The sequence below is a fragment of the Rhizobium sp. Leaf321 genome (assembly GCF_001423215.1).
GTDB lineage: Bacteria > Pseudomonadota > Alphaproteobacteria > Rhizobiales > Rhizobiaceae > Neorhizobium > Neorhizobium soli.
Genome location: NZ_LMOF01000008.1, coordinates 101,644 through 120,900 on the forward strand (window position 1 = coordinate 101,644; position 19,257 = coordinate 120,900).

The 19,257-nt window shown below is 60.9% G+C and carries 19 protein-coding genes, 1 tRNA gene and 2 riboswitches; of the genes, 10 read left to right on the plus strand and 10 right to left on the minus strand.

Annotated elements, in window-relative coordinates:
- Positions 1-56: 56 nt before the first annotated feature.
- Entirely contained in the window at positions 57-920 is an 864-nt protein-coding gene (locus ASF70_RS17520) for an RNA polymerase factor sigma-32 (RefSeq protein ID WP_062462213.1), read from the plus strand.
- A gap of 107 nt (positions 921-1,027) precedes the next feature.
- On the opposite strand, the gene ASF70_RS17525 is transcribed toward ASF70_RS17520, so the two are convergent.
- The 7 genes from ASF70_RS17525 to ASF70_RS17555 all read right to left on the minus strand — a co-directional run bounded on the left by ASF70_RS17525 (position 1,028) and on the right by ASF70_RS17555 (position 9,515).
- Complete coding sequence (locus ASF70_RS17525) at positions 1,028-2,464, minus strand: M48 family metalloprotease (protein ID WP_244474110.1); 1,437 nt, start codon at positions 2,462-2,464, stop codon at positions 1,028-1,030.
- A 291-nt stretch (positions 2,465-2,755) separates the two neighbouring features.
- Positions 2,756-3,430, minus strand: a complete 675-nt coding sequence (locus tag ASF70_RS17530; protein ID WP_062581571.1) for an ATP-binding cassette domain-containing protein — start codon at positions 3,428-3,430, stop codon at positions 2,756-2,758.
- Positions 3,423-5,045, minus strand: a complete 1,623-nt coding sequence (gene thiP, locus ASF70_RS17535) for a thiamine/thiamine pyrophosphate ABC transporter permease ThiP (protein ID WP_062581572.1) — start codon at positions 5,043-5,045, stop codon at positions 3,423-3,425. Before thiP ends, ASF70_RS17530 begins: the two co-directional genes overlap by 8 nt.
- 15 nt (positions 5,046-5,060) lie before the next feature.
- A complete protein-coding gene (gene thiB, locus ASF70_RS17540; protein ID WP_062581573.1) occupies positions 5,061-6,083 on the minus strand; it encodes a thiamine ABC transporter substrate binding subunit in 1,023 nt (340 codons plus the stop codon).
- A 42-nt stretch (positions 6,084-6,125) separates the two neighbouring features.
- Positions 6,126-6,233: riboswitch (TPP riboswitch) on the minus strand.
- A 167-nt stretch (positions 6,234-6,400) separates the two neighbouring features.
- A complete protein-coding gene (locus tag ASF70_RS17545) occupies positions 6,401-6,874 on the minus strand; it encodes a response regulator (RefSeq protein ID WP_062462225.1) in 474 nt (157 codons plus the stop codon).
- Between the two features lie 168 nt (positions 6,875-7,042).
- A complete protein-coding gene (locus ASF70_RS17550; protein WP_062581574.1) occupies positions 7,043-8,857 on the minus strand; it encodes an ABC-F family ATP-binding cassette domain-containing protein in 1,815 nt (604 codons plus the stop codon).
- Between the two features lie 7 nt (positions 8,858-8,864).
- A complete protein-coding gene (locus ASF70_RS17555; protein WP_062462235.1) occupies positions 8,865-9,515 on the minus strand; it encodes a thiamine diphosphokinase in 651 nt (216 codons plus the stop codon).
- Between the two features lie 118 nt (positions 9,516-9,633).
- A riboswitch (SAM riboswitch) is annotated at positions 9,634-9,711 on the plus strand.
- Positions 9,712-9,773: 62 nt separating this feature from the next.
- Between ASF70_RS17555 and metA the strand changes: the two genes are divergently transcribed.
- On the plus strand, positions 9,774-10,697 hold the full coding sequence (gene metA / locus ASF70_RS17560; RefSeq protein ID WP_062581576.1) for a homoserine O-succinyltransferase: 924 nt from the start codon (positions 9,774-9,776) through the stop codon (positions 10,695-10,697).
- 121 nt (positions 10,698-10,818) lie between these two features.
- Complete coding sequence (locus tag ASF70_RS17565) at positions 10,819-11,841, plus strand: aldose epimerase family protein (RefSeq protein WP_062581578.1); 1,023 nt, start codon at positions 10,819-10,821, stop codon at positions 11,839-11,841.
- Positions 11,842-11,968: 127 nt separating this feature from the next.
- Here ASF70_RS17565 and ASF70_RS17570 read toward each other — a convergent pair.
- Together ASF70_RS17570 and ASF70_RS17575 are read right to left on the minus strand one after the other, a co-directional pair.
- Positions 11,969-12,043 (minus strand) — tRNA-Gly (locus tag ASF70_RS17570).
- Positions 12,044-12,256 (minus strand): hypothetical protein, encoded by a 213-nt coding sequence (locus ASF70_RS17575; RefSeq protein ID WP_139283769.1) that lies wholly within the window; start codon positions 12,254-12,256, stop codon positions 12,044-12,046. It lies immediately after the preceding tRNA gene.
- A gap of 50 nt (positions 12,257-12,306) precedes the next feature.
- On the opposite strand from ASF70_RS17575, the gene ASF70_RS17580 reads away from it, so the two are divergent.
- The 4 genes from ASF70_RS17580 to ASF70_RS17595 all read left to right on the plus strand — a co-directional run bounded on the left by ASF70_RS17580 (position 12,307) and on the right by ASF70_RS17595 (position 14,939).
- Positions 12,307-12,804 (plus strand): prolyl-tRNA synthetase associated domain-containing protein, encoded by a 498-nt coding sequence (locus tag ASF70_RS17580; protein ID WP_062462247.1) that lies wholly within the window; start codon positions 12,307-12,309, stop codon positions 12,802-12,804.
- Between the two features lie 81 nt (positions 12,805-12,885).
- Complete coding sequence (gene trxA, locus ASF70_RS17585) at positions 12,886-13,899, plus strand: thioredoxin (protein ID WP_062581583.1); 1,014 nt, start codon at positions 12,886-12,888, stop codon at positions 13,897-13,899.
- Positions 13,900-14,061: 162 nt separating this feature from the next.
- Entirely contained in the window at positions 14,062-14,736 is a 675-nt protein-coding gene (locus tag ASF70_RS17590; protein ID WP_062462253.1) for an LON peptidase substrate-binding domain-containing protein, read from the plus strand.
- A gap of 14 nt (positions 14,737-14,750) precedes the next feature.
- A complete protein-coding gene (locus tag ASF70_RS17595; RefSeq protein ID WP_062581585.1) occupies positions 14,751-14,939 on the plus strand; it encodes a Trm112 family protein in 189 nt (62 codons plus the stop codon).
- Between the two features lie 26 nt (positions 14,940-14,965).
- Here the strand turns inward: ASF70_RS17595 and ASF70_RS17600 are convergent, their stop codons facing one another.
- The gene (locus ASF70_RS17600; RefSeq protein WP_062581587.1) at positions 14,966-16,180 is read right to left on the minus strand and encodes a ubiquinone biosynthesis hydroxylase; all 1,215 of its coding nucleotides are present in this window, start codon (positions 16,178-16,180) and stop codon (positions 14,966-14,968) included.
- Between the two features lie 114 nt (positions 16,181-16,294).
- On the opposite strand from ASF70_RS17600, the gene tesB reads away from it, so the two are divergent.
- The 3 genes from tesB (at position 16,295) to ASF70_RS17615 (ending at position 19,133) form a co-directional block, all read left to right on the plus strand.
- The gene (tesB, locus tag ASF70_RS17605) at positions 16,295-17,182 is read left to right on the plus strand and encodes an acyl-CoA thioesterase II (protein WP_062581589.1); all 888 of its coding nucleotides are present in this window, start codon (positions 16,295-16,297) and stop codon (positions 17,180-17,182) included.
- 210 nt (positions 17,183-17,392) lie between these two features.
- Positions 17,393-17,743 carry a P-II family nitrogen regulator gene (locus ASF70_RS17610; RefSeq protein ID WP_062462263.1) on the plus strand — a complete coding sequence of 117 codons (351 nt, stop codon included), beginning with the start codon at positions 17,393-17,395 and terminating at the stop codon, positions 17,741-17,743.
- Between the two features lie 28 nt (positions 17,744-17,771).
- Positions 17,772-19,133: an ammonium transporter gene (locus tag ASF70_RS17615; protein ID WP_062462266.1), complete on the plus strand. Its 1,362-nt coding sequence runs from the start codon at positions 17,772-17,774 to the stop codon at positions 19,131-19,133.
- The last annotated feature ends 124 nt before the right edge of the window (positions 19,134-19,257 follow it).

The following is a 19,257-nucleotide window of genomic DNA, read 5'->3' on the forward strand; positions in this document are numbered from 1 at the left end:
ATTCAGCGTTTTTTTTGGTTTTGCCCTTTGTCGATCACGGCACCACGGAGAACACTATGACAGCCATGTCCGCAGACCGCACAATGATCAAGATAGCGATGTCGGCTCCGTATCTCGCCCGCGAGGAAGAGCGTGATCTCGCAATCCGTTGGAAAGACCGCCAGGATCAGGGCGCTCGAAACCAGATTGCACTCGCCCACATGCGTCTCGTCATCGCGATGGCGTCGAAATTCCGTGGGTTCGGTCTACCCATGAGCGATCTCGTTCAGGAAGGTTATGTGGGATTGCTCGAGGCTGCGGCAAGGTTCGAACCGGCCCGCGATGTCCGCTTTTCCACATACGCCAGCTGGTGGATCCGTGCCTCCATGCAGGACTATATCCTGCGCAACTGGTCGATCGTTCGCGGTGGTACGAGTTCAGCCCAGAAGGCGCTGTTCTTCAATCTGCGCCGCCTGCGCGCAAAACTTGCCCGCGGCGACTCCAACCTCACGGCCCAGGCCATCCATGAGGAAATTGCCGTCGCACTCGGCGTCAGCGTTTCCGACGTGCAGACAATGGATGCCCGTCTCTCCGGCAATGACTCGTCGCTCCAGGCTCCAACGATTTCCGGTGATGCCGACAGTGGCGAACGCCTCGACATGCTGGCCAGCGGCGAACCACTGCCGGACGAACAGGTTTCGGGCATGATTGATGGCGAGCGTCGCCTGAAATGGCTGCAGGGTGCCCTCACCAAGCTCAACGACCGCGAAAAGATGATCATCCGCGCCCGCAGGCTGACGGATGACGGTGCGACGCTGGAAGCGCTGGGTGCCAAGCTCGGAATTTCCAAGGAGCGTGTGCGGCAGATCGAAAGCCGCGCGATCGAGAAGCTGAAGTCGGCACTCGTCACCGCAAATCCGCAGATGGCGCTTGTGTCCTAAACACACTGTGCCCGCGCCGCTCTGGCGGTCGCGACATCTCGATACGATGCTTTAAAGCGCGCAGGCCCTTGAAACGGCCTTCGCGCTTTGAAGCTTTTATACAAGCCTCATTCGGAAATGATTTTGACCTTTTGGCCCGGTGACAATGTCGCGCCGACCGGAATGGCGTTGATCAGCTTGAACAGGTCCAGCTTGCGGTCGGTGCCCATCATCCGGCTTGAGAGCGATGCCATCGTATCCTGTGGCCCGACGCTCACGACGCGGACGCGGAGCGGCTTCAGCGACGCGATTTCCGTAGGGGTCATGCGGCGGAAACTGTTGCGCAAGATCTGTGCGGTGGTGTCCAGCGCCGGACTGCCCTTCGGTACTGCCGTCAGGAACCGGAAGATCTGATCATTGACCTTGATCACGGTCACATCGAAATCCCAGCGTTCGGCGGATGCACGTGCTGTTGCCGCCGGCAGGCCGTTGACGGTCGTCTCGCGCACGGTTTCCGGCTGAAGCCCGGCCACCCAGCCGCTGGTCAGATAGTTGGGCAAGCTGCTGGTGTCGCCAGCGGCGACGCCGTCGAAACGGATCGCGGTCTCGCCTGGTCCCGTCGCCAACACGGCTTCGACCTTGTTGTCGATGCGGAAGTCCGGCGGAACGTCGAAGCGTATTCCAAGGCCCCCGTGCAGGAAGGTCTGGCCGCGGACATAACCCTCCTGGGGGCTGTCGCCATAGAGAAGACCGTCGATGCCGGCGAGGAAATAGTCGCGACCCTTGTCGCCGACGCCTTCCTGGCCGAAATTGCGGGCATGCCGGCGGGCCAGATCGACGCGCTGGGCGGAATTCGGGTGGCTGGACAGGAAGTCCAGGCTCTGGTCGCTGTCGGGATCAACCGCCGAGTAGCGCGCATAGGCCGCCATCGAATCGAGGAAGCGCGCAGCGGCGTAAGGGTCGTAGCCAGCTTCGCCCAGCATCCGCACACCGATCACGTCCGCCTGCAGTTCCTGCTGGCGGGAGAACGCCGCAAGTCTCAGCTTTCCGCGGGCAAGCGCCTGCTTGCCGGCGATGTCACTGGACAGCACCTCGGCGACCACCCGGCTGGCGATTACTTCAGCTTCCTCGCGCCGCTGGCGTTCGATGCCGTGGTTGGCGGTGACGTGTCCCATCTCGTGCGACAGCACGGCCGCAACTTCCGAAGCGTCGTTGGCGAGCGCCAGCAGTCCACGCGTGACGTAGAGATAGCCACCGGGCAGGGCGAAGGCATTGATCGCCGGGGAATTGAGGATAGTGATGCGGAAGGATTGCGTCGGATTTTCCGAAACAGCGGTCAGCGCACCGGCAATCCGAGCAACCAGCCGTTCGGTCTTTGCGTCACGATATTCGCCGCCATAGCTTGCAACGATTCGGGGATGCTCGCGTGCACCCATCTGCGCCCGCGGATCGTTCTTTTGAACTTCGTCGACGATCTGAGGCGAGTCTGATGGAGAAACGTTCGGCGTATAGGCCTGGTCGAACACGGACTGACAGCCTGCGAGTGCTGCACCTGCGAGCAACACGACGGCAAAGCGTCTCCAACGGCGCGGTGCGCTGGTCTGCCCGGTCCTGCCGGGTGTCGCGTCCTCGCGTGTTTTGATCCGTGTCTTCTGCACCGTCAGTCCTGTTCACCTTCGCTTCGTACCGATTTTCGCATCGCATGCACAGATAAAAGAGATAGGTTCAGCCGGCGCGTTTGCAATTGACTTCTGATAAACCAAGGCGATGACATCGCCGCAAGACCAAATTGTGGCACTGCGATAACGTTGGTTTTCGCCTGTCTCTATTCGTGACGACGCTCCGTCGACTGGCCTCTAGCGGGCGTAAGGAATAGCCGTGTTTGCGGCGGAGTTCACGATCGTGCCATCGTCGACGGCGACCACCACATCGGCAAGCTTTTGAACCTCGGCGCGGTCGTGGCTGACGATCACCACCGTATTGCCGGTTTCGCGGTGCAGGTCCAGAAGCAGCGATGCCATCGAAGCCCTGAGTTCGGGATCAAGCGCCGCAAACGGCTCGTCCATCAGCAAAACGGGCCTCTTTCTCACCAGCACCCGCGCGAAGGCAGCGCGTTGCCTCTCGCCGCCGGACAGCGTTCCCGGTTTGCGTGTCTCGAAGCCTGAAAGCCCGACACGTTCGAGTGATTGCGATATTCTCGCCCTGTCCTCACGCGAAAGCTTCAGCGACGGATCGACACCGAGGCCGATATTGGTGACGAGATCGAGGTGAGCGAACAGATTGTTGTCCTGGAACACCAGCGAGATCGGCCGCTTTGAGGGATGGGCGTGGGTCACGTCCTCGCCGGCAATCAGGATGCGGCCGGACTCCGGTATCTCGAAGCCCGCGATCAGGTTCAAGAGGGTCGATTTCCCCGAACCAGACGGCCCGGTCACGGCGGTAATCGCGCCGTCGGTCATGGCAATATCGAAGCTGAACCGTTTGGTGCCGAGTTGCAGCGCGATCTTTTCCAGGCGGATGCTGTCAGCCATCGTATCCCTTTCGGCGGCTCAGACTTCCGAGGATCGTCAGCGCTAGACATATCATGCCTAAAAGCAGGGCAAGCCCGTCGGCGTCGTTGGTTCGGTAGCTGGATAGTCTGCTGTAGACGAGCCAGGGCAGGGTCGTCAGTTCCGAGGATCCGAACAGGGCCACAGCACCGAGATCGCCGAGCGAGAGCGCCATGGCAAACGACAGTGCCGTAAGGATTGGGCCGATCAGGAAGGGCAGGTCGATCCGCCGCAGCCTCGAGAAGCCTGTTACGCCGAGGCTCGCGGCCAGGCGTGCCGTCTGCCGCCGATGATCCTCGATCGCCGGTTCCAGCACCCGCATCACGAAGGGCAGGGCCATCAGCATGTTGATGGCCGCGACCAGTGCGGGGGCAAAACGCGAGACATCTCCGAACGGGCGAAGCAGCAGGAACCAGCCTGTCCCGATCACGACCGGCGGCACCAGCAGCACCAGCGACGACGTCGCACCCAGCATCGCCGCCAGCCCGCGCGCCGGGATGCCGGGATGACGGAGATCCCTTATGGCAATGCGCGCATGGATGATCGCCAATGCGACGCTGACGGCCAGCAGCCCGGACAAGAGCGCGATCGACAGGCTTGTATAGGCGGCGTTGAGGAATGCGGGGCTGGACGCCAGCCGCCAGAGATCGGCCTTGATGCCGGCAAGGAAGATCGAGGCGAGCGGCAGGATGAGGAACAGGGTTGCTGCAAGGATGGTTGAGCCGTCCCACAGCCTTGCGCCCCATGTTCGTCCATCGAAGCGGCGGGTGGCGCGGCCGGCAGTGATATGCGTGCCGTCGGGGGCGGGGAAAAACGCGAGTGCGGCAAGGATCAGGCCCGTCACCGCAATCTGCAGCACGGCCAGTCCGATGGCACGCGGCGGATCGAAATCGAAGCGCAGCGACTGGTAGATCGCCACTTCCAGTGTCGTTGCCGCCGGCCCACCGCCCAGAATGAGGACCAGCGTGAAACTGGTGGCGCAGAGCATGAAGATCAGCCCGGCAATCCCCGGCACGACCCGGATCAGGGCCGGCGCTTCGATGAAACGGAAGATCGACAGGGGCTTCATGCCGAGGCTGGACGAGAGAAGCCAGTATTCCGCCGGCTGCCGCTCAAGCGCCACGAGAAACAACCGGGCGGCCAGCGGCAGGTTGAAGAAGACATGAGCCAGAAGAATGCCGGTCAGCCCGTAAATGCTGATCGGCTGCTCCAGCCCCAATGTCGATAGGAGGCCATTGACGGCACCCTGGCGACCCCAGATGCCGATCAGACCCAGCGCACCGATCAGAACCGGCAGGCCCATCGGCAGCGCCATCAGCCGCACGATCCAGACCCGACCGATGAAACGGGGCCGTCTTGCCAAAGCAAGTGCGACGGGAAGCGCCAGGCATACGGAGAACAGGGTCGAGAGCGCCGCCTGCCACAGCGTGAACTGCAGGATCCGGCCGGTATAGGCCGTGAACAATCGCCCCTGCGTATCAGGGGCATCCCAGAGCAGCAGGGCCGAGACCGCGATGCCGACGAAAAGCGCGATCGCGACGAGGCTCAGCACCCCTCCGGAAATCCCCCGTCTTCGCTCGGCAGCGGTCAGCAGCATGCCCGGTTCAGCCGATCAGTTCATGCTCATGGCGTTCAGCCATTCGTCGATCCATGCCTGGCGGTTCTTCGCGACTTCGTCGGATCCCATCAGGAATGTCTTTTCCGGCATGACCAGCTTGCCGAAAGCGTCGGGCAGCGGTTGCGACGTCTTCGTCACCGGCATCATCCAGTTGGTAGTGGGGATCACGTCCTGAAAACCCTGCGACACCATGAATTTGAGGAAGTCACGGGCGAGATCCTTGTCACGGGCGCCCTTCAGCATGCCGGCCACTTCGATCTGCACGTAATGGCCCTCGGAAAACGCGGCCGCCTGGTAACGGTTCTCGTTCTCTTCCACCATGTGATAGGCGGGCGAGGTCGTATAGGAGAGCACCATCGGCACTTCGCCCTTGGTAAACAGGCCATAGGCTTCCGACCAGCCGGGTGTGACGGTCAGGATGCGGCCCTTCAGCTTTGCCCAGGCTTCCGGCGCCTTGTCGCCATAGACGGATTTCATCCACAACAGCAGGCCGAGGCCCGGTGTCGAGGTGCGCGGATCTTCGATCGCGATCTTCTGCGACGGATCGCCTTCCACCAGTTCCTTCAGGCTCCTCGGCGGGTTCTTGATGGTCTTCGTGTCGTAGACGACGGCGAAATGGCCGTAGTCATAGGGCAGGAACGTATCGTCCGCGTAATTGCCGGGAACGCTGATGCCGCCGTCGCCGGACGATGCCTGCAGTCCATGCGGTTCGAACAGGCCGGTGGCCTTCGCCTCCGAAATCAGGTTGGTGTCGAGCCCGAGCGCGATATCGGCCTTGGTCGTCTCACCCTCCAGCTTCAGCCGGGTCAAAAGTGCGACGCCATCGGCGACAGCCACGAATTCGACCTTGCAGGCGCAGGTCTTTTCGAAAGCCGCCTTCACCTTGGGGCCGGGGCCCCAGTCGGCGGTGAAGCTTTCATAGGTGTAGATAGTCAGCACCTTGTCCTCGGCCCTTGCGGCCGGCGTCAGGATGATGGTGGCCGCAGCCACGGTGAGCGATAGCAAGAGTTTGCGCATCAACGCCTCCTTCAAAATCAATCTACAAGGGGAATAGGCGCTGAGCGTGAGCCGTCTAATCCCTCCGCCGGTGTTAGCCGGATCAGGTTCCGCGGGTTGGCTGAAAGCCTCTCAGCCGCACGTTACCGCGCAGCACCCCGTTAGAGCGGGAGTAGATGTAACGGTGAAGGAATTGTCTGGCAAGTGGTGTCGAACCCTGCCGTCTTGCGTTCAGGGCCAAAGGACCGAAAGGCATCGTGCGATAGCAGTCTCGATAGCAAGAAAGCCGCCCGGCGTGCCGGACGGCTTTCTTGCTAGTAGTTCTTTGACAACAAGGTTCAGGCGTTGAGCGCGTAGCCTGACTGGGAGTCGTTGCGGAATATCTTGAGGTCACGCGGCACGATCGCCATGCCGCCAAGACGGTTGGCGATGGCATAGTCGATTGTCTGCTCTACCACATGCGGCATGACAGGCTTGGTCAGAACGCCGAGCGATCCCTCGACGCCGTCTTTCACGTCTTCCGGATTGGCCGTCATGAAGATGACCGTCAGGCCGTATTCGGCAGCGAGTTCGCGTCCGATTTCCGGACCGGTCCGGCCGTCGGAGAGATTGACGTCGACCAGCGCGATATCGGCGTATGCACCGAGCGACAGGGCGTGCTTGCGGGCGCTGGCAAAGCCTGCAACCTTGAGACCCATGCTCTCGACAGTCTCGGCAACATCAAGCGCGATCAGGAATTCGTCCTCGACGATCAGAACGCGCTGTTCCATTGCATCACTCGCCAGCCGACGACGCATCACATTAGTCAGCATTGGACATTCCTAACCGTTTTGTTTCCATCTGGTCGGCATGTCGGCATTCATACCGCACTACGCATTTCGACCACTTGATGGATGCCGAACGTCACCGGGGAATGTTTGTTCCGGCTCGCGACAAATAAAACGGTGGATATTTATTTGTTAAGTATAGGAATTCTTTAACTATCCTTCAATCTGTTCTCGGAGCATCTCAAGCTCCAGCCATTCTTCTTCCATTTTGGCGACACGATCGCGTAGTTTTGCCGTCTCTGCGGCAAGCTTTGAAAACGCCGACGGGTCTTTGGCGAAGAGTTTGGGATCGGCCATCTTGCGTTCGGATGTAGCGATCTCGTCCTGCGCCTTGGCCATTTCCTTGGGGAGGTTTTCCAGCGCGAACTTCTGCTTGAAGGAGAGCTTGCCCTTTGACTTGGTGGCAGCCGGAGCAGTGCTGTCCGTCTTCGCCTTTTCCGCCTTATCGGCGCGGCGCTTTTCGTCGGCCATGCCTTTGCGCTGCTGCAGCATGTCGGTATAGCCGCCGGCATATTCGATCCAGCGGCCATCAGGCGCATCCGGGTCTGTCGGGGCGATCGTCGAAGTCACGGTCCGGTCGAGAAAGTCGCGGTCATGGCTGACGAGAATGACGGTGCCGGCATAGCCCGCGACGATTTCCTGCAAGAGGTCCAGCGTCTCGATGTCGAGGTCGTTGGTCGGTTCGTCGAGGATCAGAAGGTTCGACGGCTTTGCCAGCATGCGGGCCAGCATCAGCCTTGCGCGTTCGCCACCGGAGAGGTTCTTGATCGGCGTGCGGATCTGTTCCGGCTGGAACAGGAAGTCCTTCATGTAGCCCGCCACATGCCGCTGTTCGCCGTTGACCAGCAGCGTTTCACCGCGGCCGTCTGTCAGATAATGCGACAGCGTGTCGGCGGGATCTAGGTCCTCGCGCTTCTGGTCGAGCGTGGCGATCTCGAGATTGGTGCCGAGCTTGATCCAGCCGCTGTCGGGGGCGAGCTGGCCCGTCAACATCTTGAGAAGCGTCGTCTTGCCGGCACCATTCGGGCCGACCAGGCCGATCCGGTCGCCGCGATGGATGCGGATCGAGAACGGCGCGACGATCGGCTTGTCATAGGTCTTGGTGATGTTTTCCGCTTCCACCACCAGCTTGCCGGACTCGCGACCTTCGGCGACGGAGGCCTGAACGGAGCCCTGCGGTCCCTTGTGGCCGCGGTAGTCGGCACGCATGCTCTGCAGCTCGCCGACGCGGCGCATGTTGCGCTTGCGCCTTGCGGTCACGCCGTAGCGCATCCAGTGTTCTTCGCGCTCGATCGCCTTGCCGAGCTTGTGCTGCTCGATCTCTTCCTCTTCGAGAACCTGATCGCGCCAGGCTTCGAAATGGCCGAAACCGCGCGACAGGCGGCGGGACGTACCGCGGTCGAGCCAGACGGTGGCGTTGGAGACCTTTTCGAGAAAGCGACGGTCATGGCTGATGACGACGAGCGCGCTGCGGGTCTTGCGCAGCTCGTCTTCCAGCCATTCGATGGTCGGAAGATCGAGATGGTTGGTCGGCTCGTCCAGCATCAGGATATCCGGTTCCGGTGCCATGACGCGGACAAGTGCTGCGCGTCGCGCCTCGCCACCGGAAAGCCTGACCGGGTCTTCCTCTCCTGTCAGGCCGAGATGCTCCAGCAGATAGGTGACGCGGTAGGGATCGTCGCCAGGTCCAAGCCCCGCTTCCGCATAGGCCTGCACGGTTTTGTAACCAGCAAAATCCGGCGCCTGTTCGAGATAGCGGATCGTCGCATTGGGGTGCCGGAAAACCTCACCCGACTGCGCTTCCACCATGCCAGCGGCGATCTTCATCAGCGTCGATTTGCCCGAGCCGTTGCGGCCGACGAGAGAGATGCGGTCGCCGGGCTCCACCTGCAGGGCAGCTCCGTTGAGAAGCGGCGTGCCGCCGAAGGTTAGAACGATATCGTCGAGTTTCAGAATTGGCGGTGCCATGCGGCGTCTATGCTCCGGAAAAATCGTTTGGACGGGCAAGGATCATCGCCCTCCCGTCACGTAAATGGAATTGGACGGGCCCTTCTGCAACGTTGGACACGGTGCGGGAGGAACCGAAGGGCAGCGTGTAATCCTTGAGTGGATAGCGCGCGCCAAGAATGTCGAGGCCTGCAAGGCCTGTGAAACCGATGACGGAAAACAACGTGCCCTTGGGCAGGTCGAGCGTCATCGTGCCGGCGAGAAACGGCACGGCCTCTTCCTCACCGGATGTCAGGAGAACGTCATGGCCGCGCTCGGCAAGGCTCATCGCATGCAGAAAATGCTGGAGCGCATGGTCGGACCGTTCGCCGCCCAGCGCGCCGATCAGGATCAGCCGCGTCGCGCCGCGTTCGATCGCTTCAGCCGTCGCAATCTCGCCATCCGTCTCGTTCTTTTCCGGCGGATAGGTCCGGCGCTCGACATCCGGAAAGCGCGCGATCAGGTCTGCGTCGGAGGAATCGAAATCGCCCACCCAGAGCTCCGGCATCACACCCAGCGCCTCTGCATGGCGCATGCCGCTGTCGGCCGCGATGAAGCGGCTTGCGGCAACTGCCTTTTGCAGTCGGTCGGTTACGGTGAGGTCACCGCCGAGCAGGATCGTGAAGGTCGAGTTGGCCATTGCCCATGCCCTTATCCTAAACCGGCTGACAAGGGAAAGGCGCGTGTCGCATTGATGCGGCGAAAGCGGGTATTTTTGCTGCCATTGACGGCGGGCGTGGCAAGGATTATTTGAAAAGTCGAAATTCCGTGGTGATTTGGCCGGCCGGCTTGCAGCCACGTAAAAAAAGTCGCTAAAGGGCCGCGAGAAGAGTTTCAAAAACTTCCCACGGGCCGGCTGCGATTCTTCGTGCCGGCTTTTTGTTTTTGGGTTGAAGAGATGCCGATCAAGATCCCCGATACGCTGCCTGCCTTCAACACGCTCGTTTCCGAGGGCGTGCGCGTGATGACCGAAACGATGGCGGTCAGGCAGGACATCCGGCCACTGCAGATCGGGCTTCTCAATCTCATGCCCAACAAGATCAAGACCGAGGTGCAGATGGCGCGCCTTGTCGGCGCCTCGCCGCTGCAGGTCGAATTCTCCCTGGTTCGCATCGGCGGCCACAAGGCAAAGAACACGTCGGAAGACCATCTCCTGTCGTTCTACGAAACGTGGGAAGAGGTGAAGCACCGCAAGTTCGATGGTTTCATCATCACCGGCGCGCCGGTGGAAACCCTGCCATACGAGGACGTCACCTATTGGCAGGAAATGAAGGAAATCTTCGACTGGACCACTACCAACGTGCATTCCACCATGAATGTCTGCTGGGGGGCGATGGCCGCCATCTATCATTTCCACGGCGTTCCAAAGCACGGGCTGAAGGAAAAGGCATTCGGGGTCTATCGCCACCGCAACCTGTCGCCGGCGTCGGTCTATCTCAACGGTTTCTCCGACGATTTCCAGGTTCCGGTGTCGCGCTGGACGGAAGTTCGTCGGGAGGATGTTGAGAAGGCCGGCAACGATCTCGAGATCCTGATGGAATCCGACGAGATGGGCCTCTGCCTCGTGCATGAGCGGGCCGGCCGGCGGTTGTTCATGTTCAATCACGTGGAATACGATTCCACCTCGCTCGCCGACGAGTATTTCCGCGATGTCGATGCCGGCATACCGATCAAGATGCCGCACGACTATTTTCCGCACAACGACGATACGCTGGCTCCGCTCAACCGCTGGCGCGGTCATGCGCATCTGCTGTTTGGAAACTGGATTAACGAGATCTACCAGACGACGCCTTACGACGTCGAAAAAATCGGCACCGAGTGATGGAGACCGGTTTCTGCCCCGTCATCCTTGCTGGATGATAGCCTGACGGATTTTTCCGCTGGCCTCGTTGCAGCTTTGACCGAAATCACGCAGTTTGCCGCAAACATTCGGGAGATGGGTTATGACGGGTCATGAATTCGAGATTTTCGGCACGACGAAGAGCGGCAAGGCGGTGCATCGGATCACCCTATCGGGCGGCGGGCTGACGGCCCAGGTTCTTACCTGGGGCTCGGTTATTCAGGATCTGCGGCTTGCCGGCCACGAGCCGCCTCTGGTGCTGGGGTTCGACAATTTCGCGGATTATGAAGCCTATTCACCCTATTTCGGCGCCACGCCGGGTCGCTGCGCCAACCGCATCGGCGATGGCCGCTTCTCGATCGACGGCACAGAATACCAGCTGGAACTCAACGAAGACGGCGTAACCCATCTGCACGGCGGATCCGACGGTATCGCCCGGCGCATCTGGTCGATCGTCGATCACGCGGAAGACCGAGTCGTGCTGCAGATCACCGACCCGGATGGACGCGCCGGATATCCCGGCAACTGCACCGTCACCGCGACCTACCAGCTGATGGAAGACGGGGTGCTTTCGGTGATCTACGACACGGTGACCGACCAACCGACGCCCGCCAACGTCTGCCAGCACTCCTATTTCAATCTCGACGGTCGTCCCGACATTTTCGGCCACGACATGATGATCGCCGCGGCTGAGTTGACGGCGGTGGATGAAAGGATGGTGCCGACCGGCGTCCTGATGCCGCTTGCTGGCACCACGTTCGACCTGAGCGAGATGGGTCCGATCCAGCGGACCGGTGCCGATGGCGAGCAGGTGCCGTTCGATCACAACTACTGCCTCTCGGAGGAGAGGACTGCCAAGCGCTCGGTCGCGCTTGCCCGCAGCCTGTATTCCGGCGTGTCGCTCGAAGTGCGCACCACGGAGCCGGGGATCCAGTTCTACGCGGGCTTCAAGCTCGCCTTGCCGATGCCCGGCATGGAAGGCCGCCACTACGCGCCTTACGCCGGCTTCTGCCTGGAAACCCAGATCTGGCCCGACGCCATCAACCACGAGACTTTCCCCAATGCAGTGCTGCGCCCGGGCGAAACCCTGCGCCAGGAAACCGACTACGTTTTTTCGAAGAGCTGAGGCCGTGAGAGCGGAGGCTGCCACAAGGTGGCCTCTGTCCCGCTACTGGTGGCGGACATAGGACCGACAATGCTGAGCCTTGGCCCAGCCGCGCCGTCGTTATTACTTTTTGTTTTTTGGGAGAATTTGGAGCGGGCGAAGGGATTCGAACCCTCGACCCCAACCTTGGCAAGGTTGTGCTCTACCACTGAGCTACACCCGCTCATAAACCGTCGACCCGGTGGTAGTCTGGATCGTCGGTGCCGCTCGTTGCCGGCGACGGGCGGTATATGGCCCAGACTTTTTTCAAATGCAACAGGGAAATGACGATCTCGATGAAGAATTTTTCAGGAGCTTCGAAAGCCCCTGCGAAACAAGGGTTTGCGCCAAAGCGTGCATCTTGGCCGGTCCGAACAATCTGTCTATAGTCCGCCATCCTTACCCCGCCGGCCGGGGCCAACACCTCAAGAGCAGCCAAGATCGATCATGCCAAAAACTGCAGAAGACCTGTTCGCCTTTCTCGATAGCCTCGATATTGCCCACAAGACGAAAGCGCATGCACCGGTGTTTACGGTATCGGAATCAGCCAGTCTGCGTGACGAGATCCCGGGCGGGCATACCAAGAATCTGTTCGTCAAAGACAAGAAGGACCAGTTCTTCGTCATCACGGTCGAAGAAAACGCCAGCGTCGATCTAAAGACCGTCCACAAGGTGATCGGGGCCTCCAGTCGCGTCTCGTTCGGCAATCCTGAAAAGATGCTAGAATTTCTCGGCGTCGTGCCAGGCTCCGTCACCGTGTTCGGAGCACTGAACGACACGGATAACAACGTCACGTTCGTGCTCGACGAAGACCTCATGCGCGAAGAGGTGATCAATGGCCATCCACTCTCAAACGATGCGACGACGTCGATCGGTCGCGACGATCTTATCCGCTTTCTGGAGGCGACGGGCCATACGCCGCTTGTCTTGAAAGTGACGGGCTGACATACGATCTTTGCAATTCAGAGTAAGACATAATGCGCATCGGCCGTGTGCCGATTGGACTTTTTCCGGGAGAACACTTTCATGAGCGGCACGAACAATCCTTATGGTGGCTCCTATGGCGCCGGTAACTACGGCGGCCAAAACGCGACGGTGAACTTCGGTTCGACGCCTGCTGCGGCCCCAGCGCCCGCGGCTTCCTCTGTCCCTGCTGCTGCCGGTAGCTATATCTCGGACACGACGACCGCAGGCTTCGGCAAGGACGTGATCGAGGCATCGCGCAGCCAGCCGGTTCTCGTCGATTTCTGGGCGCCCTGGTGCGGTCCGTGCAAGCAGCTCACGCCCGTCATCGAAAAGGTCGTCAACGAAGCCCAGGGTCGCGTCAGGCTCGTCAAGATGAACATCGACGACCATCCCTCGATCGCCGGACAGCTTGGGATCCAGTCGATCCCGGCCGTGATCGCCTTTGCCGATGGCCGTCCGGTCGACGGATTCATGGGTGCCATTCCGGAAAGCCAGATCCGCGAGTTCATCGAAAAGGTCGCAGGTCCAGAGGGCATGGACCAGGCGGCCGAGATCGAGGCGGTGCTCGGCGATGCGGAAACCCTGCTCGGACAGGACGATATCCAGGGTGCCGCACAGCTCTACGGCGCCGTGCTGCAGGCCGACCCGGAAAACCCCAAGGCTGCGGCCGGCATGATGCAGTGCCTGATCGGCATGGGCGAAACGGCCCGCGCCGGCGAGATGCTCGCCTCCCTGCCCGAAGAGATGGCTGCCGATCCCGCAATACAGGCGGTCGCCAAGAAGCTGGAGCAGATCGAGGAAGCCCGCAAGCTGGGTGACCCTGTCGCACTCGAGCAGCAGCTTGCCGCCAACCCCGACGATCACGAGGCCCGCGTGAGCCTCGCCAAGATCCTCAACGTCCAGGGCGAACGCGAAAAGGCGGCCGATCACCTGCTGACCATCATGCGCAAGGACCGCACCTTCGACGACGATGGCGCGCGCCGCCAGCTGCTGCAATTCTTCGAGGTCTGGGGCCCGAAAGATCCGGCTACGATTTCCGGGCGCCGCCGCCTTTCGTCGATCCTGTTCTCCTGATTGTGTTGCCGATTGATCGCTAAGCCGGATCGCAGCCTTGCGTTCCGGCGACGATGCCCCACATTAGTTTTATAGGTTTGGCTGAACGGCCAGGTTTGGACAACGGCCAGATTCGGACAGACATTTTTGTCCGGTGAATGTGGTCTGGGAGGTATCGGACCAATGCATGTTGGAAACGCGCGCTATCTGAAGCGGGAGGATCTTCCGGAAACGATCCCGGTCTTTCCGCTGACTGGGGCTTTGCTCCTGCCGGGAGGCCAGCTTCCTCTCAATATCTTCGAGCCGCGTTATCTGTCCCTGTTCGATGCAGCGCTTGCGGGCGACAGGTTGATCGGCATCGTGCAGCCATCATTGATGGAACCGGACGAGCCGCTCGGCGGCGGGCGCTCGGCGCTGTCGTCGATCGGTTGCGCCGGCCGGATCACGTCCTTTGCCGAAACCGGCGATGGCCGCTACATCATTTCGCTCAGCGGGATCTGCCGCTTCAGGCTGCTCGATGAGATCGGTGGCGGCCATCCGTTCCGCAAATTCAGACACGCGCCGTTCCTGTCCGATCTGACCGACGAGGATGACGAAAAAGCCGTCAATCGGCCGGAACTGCTGCGGGTCTTCAAGGCCTATCTCGACGCCAACAAGCTGGAGGCGGACTGGGAAAGCATCGAGCGGGCCGGAAACCGGACGCTGGTGAATTCGCTGTCGATGATGTCGCCCTTTGGCCCTGCCGAGAAGCAGGCGCTTCTCGAGGCACCGGATCTGAAGAGCCGGGCTGATACGTTGATCGCAATCACCGAGATCCTGCTCGCGCAGGGGTCCGGGACAGCGAACGTGCTGCAGTAGGGCAAAGGCCGGTCATGGACGAAAAACTCAGCAAGGTGGACCCGAAACTGCTCGATCTTCTCGTCTGTCCGCTGACCAAGGGCAGGCTGTCACTCGATCGCGAAAACAACGAGCTCGTGTCGCAAGGCGCGCGCCTTGCCTATCCGATCCGCGACGGGATCCCGATCATGCTCATGTCGGAAGCCCGCAAGCTCGAGGACTAGCCTTCAGATCGAGCCGTGAGCAACCTTCAGATCGATCGGCCGCTCAGCAGTTTCGGGTTATCCTTGACCGTCGTTCCGGCGGCCTGGCCGATGAAGAAATCCTTGATCTTCGGAAGCCGCTCCACGACGCCCAAGCCGAAATCGCGGGCGATACGGATTGGCGTGACGTCGTTGGAAAACAGCCGGTTCAGCACATCCGTCGTCACGCCCATCCGGAACGTATCGAAACGCCGCCACGACTGGTAGCGCTCGAGCACATTGAGCGAGCCGATGTCGAGGCCGAGGCGATCCGCCTCGACGATCGTCTCGGCAAGCGCTGCGACATCCTTGAAGCCGAGGTTGAGACCCTGGCCGGAGATCGGATGAATGCCGTGGGCGGCATCGCCGGCAAGCGCGAAGCGCGGTGCGACAAAGGCACGCGACAGGGTGAGGCTGAGCGGATAGGCCTTGCGACCGCCGACCAGCCGGATCTCGCCCAGCTTGTGGCCGAAGCGCCGCTGCAGCTCTTCCTCGAAGATCAAGTCGTCCGATGCCATCAGGCGCTCGGCGGCATCGGTGCGCTCCGTCCAGACCAGCGACGAGCGATTGTTGGTGAGCGGCAGGATGGCGAACGGGCCGGACGGCAGGAAATGCTCTTCCGCCACGCCTTCGTGGTCGCGTTCATGGGCAACCGTCGCGACGATGCCGGACTGGTCGTATGTCCAGTTGACAGTGCGGATACCGGCCATGTCGCGCAGCTTCGAGCGCACGCCGTCGCAGGCAACGAGAAGGCGGGTTTCCTCGGTCGAGCCATCGGAAAATTTCACGGTCGTATGCGTTGCGGTCGTCTCGAAGCCGGTGGCGGAAAGGCTGTGACGGATCGATACGCCGAGCCGTTCGGCGGCACCGCGCAGGGCGCGCACCATCGCGACGTTCGGCACCATATGGGCAAACGGCCTGCCTGCCTGGATCGTGCCGTCGAAGGTGAGAAAGACCGGGCGGACCGGATCGGATGTCCGGCTGTCGGTGACGATCATCCGGTTGATCGGCTGGGCGTGCGGCAATATTTCGTCCCAGGTGCCGAGGATGTCGAGCATCTGGCTGGCGGCCGCGATGATCGCGGAGGCTCGCTCGTCCTTTTCCCAGACACCGGCCGGTGCGGCCTCGACGACCTGGACCTCCAGATGCGGCGCCGCCTGCTTGACCGCGACCGCCGCCGCAAGGCCCACATAACCACCACCCACAACCAGCATGTCCAGCATTGAAAAACTCCCGAGCACGTCAAACACTTCGTGGCGTTTCCATTTGAGCTCGAAACGCTTAGCCTTAGATATAGATCATCAAGTGCCCGCTTCCTACCGCCGGAGTCCGTCTTAATGTCGAGTTCTTCTACCCCGATCGATCCCATCAGCGCACTGCTGACAGTACTCGACCTCGAAAAGCTGGAGGAGAACCTGTTTCGCGGCAGGACCGGCCCCGACACGGGATGGCAGAGAGTGTTCGGCGGACAGGTGATCGGCCAGGCGCTGGTTGCGGCACAGCGGACGGTCGCCAGCGATCGCTTCGTGCACTCGCTGCATGCCTATTTCCTGCGGCCTGGAGATCCGCTGGTGCCGATCATATACCAAGTGGAGCGTATCAGGGACGGGTCGAGCTTCACCACGCGACGGATTGTCGCCATCCAGCATGGGCATGCCATCTTTTCGATGTCCGCTTCGTTCCAGATCGACGAAGGCGGTTACGACCATCAGATGTCGATGCCGCCCGTCGCCATGCCGGAAGAGCTGATGCCGGAAAGCGAATTCAAGCAGATGTTCCTGAAGCACGGCTCGGATGCCGTGCGCCGCTACTGGTCGCGCGAGCGCCCGATCGAGATGCGGCCGACGTCGCTTGCGCATTATCTGTCCAAGGAGAAGCTGGAGCCGCGCCAGGATATCTGGGTGAGGACCACCGGCCCGGTGCCGGACGACCGGGCGATCCAGGCAGCGCTGCTTGCCTATCTCTCCGACATGACGCTTCTCGATGCATCTCTCTATCCGCATGGCACCTCGATCTTCGATCCAACCATCCAGGCCGCGAGTATCGACCATGCGATGTGGTTCCACCGTCCGATCCGTTTCGACGACTGGCTGCTCTATTCGCAGGACAGTCCCAGCGCATCCGGCGCGCGCGGCATGACCCGCGGCGCAATCTACAGTCGATCCGGCGAGCTCGTCGCATCCGTCGCGCAAGAAGGTTTGATTCGTAAAAGAGCAAATGAATAATATTTGGGCATTTTGAGAAAACTGCACAAGTTTTCGCCGCAATTTGGCCGGCGCGTTGCCCGTTATTTGGCGACGTTCTGAAAGGGTCATTCTTATCAATAGCTTAATCTGGCTTCTCAAACTGGCATGACCCTTGAATGTGTCATGTCAGTCGCTGCTCTTGATCAGGCAGTGATCCAGGAGAATCGGCCCCGAGCCGAGCAACAAAGGATGGGAAGCCAGATGAAAATTGTAATGGCCATTATCAAGCCATTCAAGCTGGATGAGGTGCGCGAAGCCCTCACCGCTGTCGGTATCCAGGGCCTTACCGTGACCGAAGTAAAGGGCTACGGACGCCAGAAGGGACACACGGAAATCTACCGTGGGACGGAATATGCGGTCAGCTTCCTGCCGAAGCTGAAAATCGAGATCGCGGTTCCGACCGACCTCGTCGAAAAAGCCGTTGAAGCAATCGCCTCTTCCGCCAAGACCGGCCAGATCGGCGACGGCAAGATCTTTGTCTATTCGATCGAGCAGGCCGTGCGCATTCGCACCGGCGAAACCAATACTGAAGCGCTGTAAGAACGGCTGACAGGGGAGTCTTCAAGCTATGCAATTTACCAAATTTTCCACTCTCGGGCGTCTCGGTGCCGCGGCTGCGGCCTTCGCCGCGCCCGCCGTCGCCTTTGCGCAGGACGCTGCCGCACCGGCAGTCGCTGCCGCGGCCGCGGCCCCGGTTGCCGACAAGGGCGACACCGCGTTCATGTTCATCTGCACGCTTCTCGTGCTGTTCATGCTGATGCCGGGCATCGCCCTGTTTTACGGCGGCCTCGTCCGCACCAAGAACATGCTGTCGGTCCTGATGCAGTGCACCGTTGCCGGCGCCGCCATCATGATCATCTGGGTCACCTACGGCTATTCCTTTGCCTTCGGCGGCAGCACCTCCGCCTTCTGGGGTGGTACGGCGAAAATGTTCCTGTCGGGTGTCAACATGGACTCGACGGCTGCAACCTTCTCCGACGGCGTGGTCATTCCGGAATTCATCTTCGTGATGTTCCAGATGACCTTTGCGGCTCTGACGCCTGCACTGATCATTGGCGCCTTCGCCGAGCGCATCAAGTTCTCGGCTTCGATCCTGTTCTGCATCCTGTGGGTTACCTTCGTCTACTTCCCGATCGCCCACATGGTCTGGGACGCAAACGGCCTGATCTTCGGCTGGGGCGCGCTTGACTTTGCCGGCGGCACCGTCGTTCACATCAATGCAGGTCTTGCAGGTCTGATCGGTGCGATCATGGTCGGCAAGCGCACCGGCTACGGCAAGGACATGATGGCTCCGCATTCGATGACGCTGACGCTGGTCGGCGCTGCAATGCTCTGGGTCGGCTGGTTCGGCTTCAACGCAGGCTCCAACCTCGAAGCTTCGGGCGGCGCAATGCTCGCAACGGTCAACACCTTTGTTGCAACCGCTGCAGCCGTCCTCTCCTGGTGCGTCGTCGAAACCTTCACCCGCGGCAAGGCTTCGCTGCTCGGTGCTGTCTCGGGCATGATCGCCGGTCTCGTCGCCATCACGCCGGCTGCCGGCATTGCCGGTCCGATGGGCGCCATCGTCATGGGCCTGATCGTCTCGCCGCTGTGCTACTTCTTCGTTGCCGTCATCAAGAACAAGTTCGGCTATGACGACACGGCAGACGTGTTCGGCGTCCACGGCATCGGCGGCCTGTTCGGCGCTCTTGCCACGGGCATCTTCGCATCCGCCTCGCTCGGCGGTATCGGCTATGCCGAAGGCGTCACGATGGGCGGTCAGTTCATGACCCAGGTCTATGCCGTTCTCGTCACCATCGCATGGTGCGGTATCGGCTCGCTGGTCATCTACAAGATCGTCGATCTCGTCGTCGGCCTGCGCGTCACCGTGGAAGCAGAACGCGAAGGTCTCGATCTCGCGTCGCACGGCGAAGCTGCCTACCACTCGTAAGAGGCTGCAACTGCCTCTCGAAGGCAGCGTCAATCTCTGATGACCATCACTCAAGCCCGGGCCTCTGGTCCGGGCTTTTGCGTTTTGCCAAGCGAATTCCAGCCGATCAATCTTGGTTAAAGTC

Coding starts and splice junctions, on each gene's coding strand:
- ASF70_RS17580 (WP_062462247.1), top strand. CDS start 12,307: ATGCCAAAAACTGCAGAAGACCTGTTCGCCTTTCTCGATAGCCTCGAT.
- thiB (WP_062581573.1), bottom strand. CDS start 6,083: ATGCGCAAACTCTTGCTATCGCTCACCGTGGCTGCGGCCACCATCATC.
- ASF70_RS17610 (WP_062462263.1), top strand. CDS start 17,393: ATGGGAAGCCAGATGAAAATTGTAATGGCCATTATCAAGCCATTCAAG.
- metA (WP_062581576.1), top strand. CDS start 9,774: ATGCCGATCAAGATCCCCGATACGCTGCCTGCCTTCAACACGCTCGTT.
- thiP (WP_062581572.1), bottom strand. CDS start 5,045: ATGCTGCTGACCGCTGCCGAGCGAAGACGGGGGATTTCCGGAGGGGTG.
- trxA (WP_062581583.1), top strand. CDS start 12,886: ATGAGCGGCACGAACAATCCTTATGGTGGCTCCTATGGCGCCGGTAAC.
- ASF70_RS17575 (WP_139283769.1), bottom strand. CDS start 12,256: ATGGCGGACTATAGACAGATTGTTCGGACCGGCCAAGATGCACGCTTT.
- ASF70_RS17550 (WP_062581574.1), bottom strand. CDS start 8,857: ATGGCACCGCCAATTCTGAAACTCGACGATATCGTTCTAACCTTCGGC.
- ASF70_RS17555 (WP_062462235.1), bottom strand. CDS start 9,515: ATGGCCAACTCGACCTTCACGATCCTGCTCGGCGGTGACCTCACCGTA.
- ASF70_RS17600 (WP_062581587.1), bottom strand. CDS start 16,180: ATGCTGGACATGCTGGTTGTGGGTGGTGGTTATGTGGGCCTTGCGGCG.
- ASF70_RS17590 (WP_062462253.1), top strand. CDS start 14,062: ATGCATGTTGGAAACGCGCGCTATCTGAAGCGGGAGGATCTTCCGGAA.
- ASF70_RS17530 (WP_062581571.1), bottom strand. CDS start 3,430: ATGGCTGACAGCATCCGCCTGGAAAAGATCGCGCTGCAACTCGGCACC.
- ASF70_RS17520 (WP_062462213.1), top strand. CDS start 57: ATGACAGCCATGTCCGCAGACCGCACAATGATCAAGATAGCGATGTCG.
- ASF70_RS17565 (WP_062581578.1), top strand. CDS start 10,819: ATGACGGGTCATGAATTCGAGATTTTCGGCACGACGAAGAGCGGCAAG.
- tesB (WP_062581589.1), top strand. CDS start 16,295: ATGTCGAGTTCTTCTACCCCGATCGATCCCATCAGCGCACTGCTGACA.
- ASF70_RS17615 (WP_062462266.1), top strand. CDS start 17,772: ATGCAATTTACCAAATTTTCCACTCTCGGGCGTCTCGGTGCCGCGGCT.
- ASF70_RS17595 (WP_062581585.1), top strand. CDS start 14,751: ATGGACGAAAAACTCAGCAAGGTGGACCCGAAACTGCTCGATCTTCTC.
- ASF70_RS17545 (WP_062462225.1), bottom strand. CDS start 6,874: ATGCTGACTAATGTGATGCGTCGTCGGCTGGCGAGTGATGCAATGGAA.